Source organism: Bacillus cereus group sp. N6, assembly GCF_016483705.1.
Taxonomy (GTDB): Bacteria; Bacillota; Bacilli; order Bacillales; family Bacillaceae_G; genus Bacillus_A; species Bacillus_A wiedmannii.
In genome coordinates this window covers 1-245 of record NZ_JAEHBI010000312.1, presented here as the reverse complement: position 1 = coordinate 245, position 245 = coordinate 1, and the positions used below count along the sequence as shown (strand labels likewise).

Sequence of the window (245 nt, the reverse complement as noted above, 5' to 3'; positions counted from 1 at the left end):
CCCCCCCCCCCCCCCCCCCCCCCCCCCCCCGCCGCCCCCCCACCTCCACTCGCTTTAGATGGTCCCGGCGCTCACCGTGCTCTACGCGCCACAGGTGCTACTGGTGCTCAAGGTGCTACTGGCGCTCCAGGTGCTACTGGTGCTCAAGGACCTGCTGGCGCAACAGGTGCTACTGGAGCTCAATGAGCAAGGGGCGCGCCGGGACCTTCGTGGGCGGGTGGAGCGGGGGGGGGGGGGGGGGGGGG

Annotated in this window: 1 protein-coding gene; it reads left to right on the top strand. The window is 73.5% G+C overall.

The window, feature by feature from the left end; all coding sequences use genetic code 11:
- A partial coding sequence (locus tag JDS99_RS31425; RefSeq protein ID WP_199696540.1) for a hypothetical protein occupies positions 1-186 on the top strand: 186 nt, incomplete at its 5' end.
- Positions 187-245 lie beyond the last annotated feature (59 nt).